Source organism: Actinophytocola sp. (assembly GCF_035712165.1).
Classification (GTDB): Bacteria; Actinomycetota; Actinomycetes; order Mycobacteriales; family Pseudonocardiaceae; genus DASYTH01.
This window is the reverse complement of record NZ_DASTBH010000117.1, coordinates 1-3,617: the sequence shown is the minus strand read 5'-3', so window position 1 is coordinate 3,617 and position 3,617 is coordinate 1. Positions and strand designations below refer to the sequence as shown.

5 protein-coding genes are annotated in these 3,617 nt (G+C 73.5%); all 5 read left to right on the top strand.

The features are described 5' to 3' along the window. The first annotated feature begins 31 nt into the window (after positions 1 to 31). Positions 32 to 697, top strand: a complete 666-nt coding sequence (locus tag VFO68_RS06015; protein ID WP_325157152.1) for an A24 family peptidase — start codon at positions 32 to 34, stop codon at positions 695 to 697. A 12-nt stretch (positions 698 to 709) separates the two neighbouring features. Further along, complete coding sequence (gene aroC / locus VFO68_RS06010; RefSeq protein WP_325157151.1) at positions 710 to 1,897, top strand: chorismate synthase; 1,188 nt, start codon at positions 710 to 712, stop codon at positions 1,895 to 1,897. Between the two features lie 3 nt (positions 1,898 to 1,900). Next, entirely contained in the window at positions 1,901 to 2,485 is a 585-nt protein-coding gene (locus VFO68_RS06005; protein WP_325157150.1) for a GNAT family N-acetyltransferase, read from the top strand. 31 nt (positions 2,486 to 2,516) lie between these two features. After that, complete coding sequence (locus VFO68_RS06000) at positions 2,517 to 3,044, top strand: shikimate kinase (RefSeq protein WP_325157149.1); 528 nt, start codon at positions 2,517 to 2,519, stop codon at positions 3,042 to 3,044. A 12-nt stretch (positions 3,045 to 3,056) separates the two neighbouring features. Beyond that, a partial coding sequence (locus VFO68_RS05995; RefSeq protein WP_325157148.1) for a DNA glycosylase AlkZ-like family protein occupies positions 3,057 to 3,617 on the top strand: 561 nt, incomplete at its 3' end.

The following is a 3,617-nucleotide window of genomic DNA, read 5'->3' as shown; positions in this document are numbered from 1 at the left end:
CCGGCAAGCCGGTGTGGCCGACCGTTGAGGCATGCACGCAATCGTCACAACACTGCTGTTCGCCGGTTCCGGCGCGCTGGCCGGAATGATCGGCCGTTGGTTGCTGCGCCGCCTGCGTCGCGGCGCGTGTGTCCATACCGGACTGTGCGCTCTCGTCGTCGGCGCGCTCTGGGGCGTGGTCGGCTGGCGGTTCGCCGGCGGGCACCTGCCGTCCTGGTGGCTGCCGGTGCCGTTGTCGCTGATCTGGTTCGCCGTCCTGCTCACCGTGACCGACCTGCGGCACCGGCGGTTGCCCGACGCGCTCACCCTGCCGGCCTATCCGGTGGCCGGCGCGTTGCTGGCGCTGGCCGCCGGGCTGGGGGGCGGCGCGCCGCTTGCGGCCGGAGCCGCGGCCGGCGCGGTGGTGTTCTTCGCGGTACATGCCGCGGTGCACCTGCTGCGGCCGGGCGCCCTCGGGGCCGGCGACGTCAAGCTGTCCGGGACGCTGGGCGGGGTGCTCGGCGCGGTGGGCTGGCCGGCGCTGGTGCTCGCGGCCGTGCTGGCCGCCGGGTGCACGCTCGTGCTGCGCCTGGTCGCGCCTCGCCAGGTCGCGGCGTCGTGGTGGAACGGCATCCCGCACGGTCCGGGCCTGCTGGCGGCGAGTTGTCTGGTCGTGCTGTTTCCGGGCACGGCTCTGACGATGACGGGGGCGTCATGACAGGATCGACGTGTGTTGCGTTGGCTGACCGCTGGAGAGTCACACGGACCCGCGCTGGTCGCCGTCCTGGAGGGGATGGTGGCGGGAGTCGAGATCACCACCGCCGAGCTCGACGTGCAGCTCGCCCGCCGGCGCCTGGGCTTCGGCCGCAGCCCCCGGATGGGGTTCGAGACGGACCGGGTGGAGTTCCTCGGCGGAGTTCGGCATGGACTGACCCAGGGCGGGCCGATCGCGGTCCGGATCGACAACGCCGAGTGGCCCAAGTGGGAGCAGGTCATGGCGGCCGACCCGGTGGACGAGGCCGTGATCGCCGGGCTGAGCCGCAACGAGCCGCTGACCAGGCCCCGGCCCGGTCACGCCGACCTGCCCGGCATGCAGAAGTACGGCTTCGACGAGGCACGTCCGGTGCTGGAACGCGCCAGCGCGCGGGAGACGGCGGCTCGCACCGCGTTGGGCACGGTGGCGCGGGGCTATCTGCGGCAGTTGCTCGGCGTCGAGGTGATCAGCCACGTGGTCTCGATCGGTGCGGCCCGCGCGCCGGAGGGGGAGCTGCCCGGCCCGGACGATCTGGCGGCGATCGACGCGAGCCCGGTGCGCGCCTTCGGCCAGGCGGGCACCGAGGCGATGGTCGCCGAGGTGGAGGCGGTGAAGGCGGCCGGCGACACGGTCGGCGGCGTGATCGAGGTGATCGCGTATGGGCTGCCGCCGGGCCTGGGGTCGCATGTGCACTGGGACCGGCGGCTGGACGCCCGGCTGGCCGGTGTCCTGATGGGCGTGCAGGCCATGAAGGGGGTGGAGATCGGCGACGGCTTCACCACGGCCGGGCGGTGGGGGAGCCAGGCGCACGACGAGATCGACCGGGCCGACGGCGAGTTCGGGATCAGCAGGCGGACCAACCGCGCCGGCGGCCTGGAAGGCGGGATCACCAACGGCGAGCCGTTGCGGGTCCGGGTCGCGATGAAACCCATCTCGACCGTGCCCCGCGCACTGTCCACAGTGGATGTCCGAACGGGAGAGCCGGCGGTCGCGATCCACCAGCGTTCCGACGTGTGCGCGGTGCCCCGTGCCGGAGTGGTGCTGGAGTCGGTGGTCGCGCTGGTGCTCGCCGACGCCGCGGCGGAGAAGTTCGGCGGCGACTCCATCGGTGAGGCGCGGCGCAACGCCGAGTCCTACCTCAAGTCGCTGCGGGAGCTGTGGTAGCCGTTGCCCGCGGCATTCCTGGAGACCGAGCGGTTGGTGCTGCGCCGGTTCACCGAGGCCGATGTGGACGATCTGGCCGACCTCAACAGCGATCCGGCGGTGCTGCGGTTTCTGACCGGCGGCCGGCCGGTTCCCCGGGCGGAGGTGCGCGGCGGCCTGTTGCCCCGGATTCTCGCCGACTACGAGCGGGTCGCCGGACGCGGCACCTGGGTCGCCGAGGAGCGGTCCACCGGCGGTTTCCTGGGCTGGGTCGAGCTTCGGGCACCGGAGCGCGGCACGGCGGCCGAGGCCGAGCTCGGCTACCGGTTGCGTGCGTCGGCCTGGGGCCGGGGATATGCCACCGAGGCGGCCCGGGCACTGGTCGACAAGGCGTTCACCGAGACGCAGCTGCACCGGGTATGGGCCGAGACCATGGCGGTCAACAAGGCTTCCCGACGGGTGCTGGAGAAGGTCGGGCTGCGCTTCGTGCGGACCTTCTGGGTCGACTGGACGGATCCGATCGACGGAGCGGAGCACGGCGAGGTGGAGTACGAGATGGTTCGGGACGACTGGCTCCGCACCGACGGGAACGGCGGCCATGGCGCATAACCCGGAGGGGGCCGGCGGATATTCTCCGCCCGTGACCGCGCAGGGACCGGTGCTCATCCTGGTCGGCCCGCCCGGGTCGGGGAAGACGACGGTGGGCCGGGCCCTGGCCGACGCTCTCGGCGTGACGTTCCGGGACACCGACGTCGACGTCGAGGCCAAGGTGGGCAAGACCATCAGCACGATCTTCATCGAGGACGGCGAGCCGGTGTTCCGGGCCGCGGAGGAGGAAGCGGTACGCGCCGCACTGGACGGCCACGCCGGGGTGCTCGCACTCGGCGGCGGCGCCGTGCTGTCCGAGCGGACCCGCGCGCTGCTTGCCGGGCATCCGGTGGTGTTCCTCAACGTCGGGCTGGGCGAGGGGGTGCGCCGGACCGGGCTGTCCACGGCACGTCCGCTGCTGGCCGGGGTGAACCCCCGGGCCCGGTTCCGGGAGTTGCTCGAGGCCCGGCTGCCGCTCTACCGCGAGGTGGCGACGGTCGAGGTGGCCACGGACGGCCGCTCGCCCAAGCAACTCGCGGGGGAGATCCTCGGCCTGCCCGGGCTTGTCAGTGGCGCCTGAGGGACACCGGCCATGACGGTGTTGACCCGGCAGGCCGTCGTGGCGCACCGGGCGCACGTGCAGGGGCTGACCGGCGCCGAGTCGGCCACCGGCCAGAACGCCGGCCGAGCGGAGACGGCCGGTGTGCTGGACATCGGGATTCAGGACGCGCCCTCGGGCTCGGCCGACCTGGCCCTCGCGGTGCGCACCGGGGATCTGCGGCCGTACGGGAACCCGGAGCTGGTCCGGGTGCTGAGTATCCGCGGCGCCCCGCACGTGCACCGGCGCCGGGACCTGCCCGCACTGCGGGCGGAGTTGCGGCCGAGGCGCCCGGAGGATCTGCTGATCTGGCTGGCCGGCCATGGCCCGGCGATCCTGGACTCCGGTGTGGATGTGCTCGCGGCGCTCGATCAGGTGGTCACGTTGCTGCGCGAGCGGTTCCCCGGCCGGCAGGCGACCAAGGGCGAGCTGTCCGCGGCGATCAGTCCCGAGCTTCCGGCGCCGGTGCGGCCCTGGTGCCCGGGCTGCCAGGCCGAGCACGTGGTCGAGAACCTGTTCCGGCTCGGCACCCTGCTGGCCGGTCTCGAGCTCGAG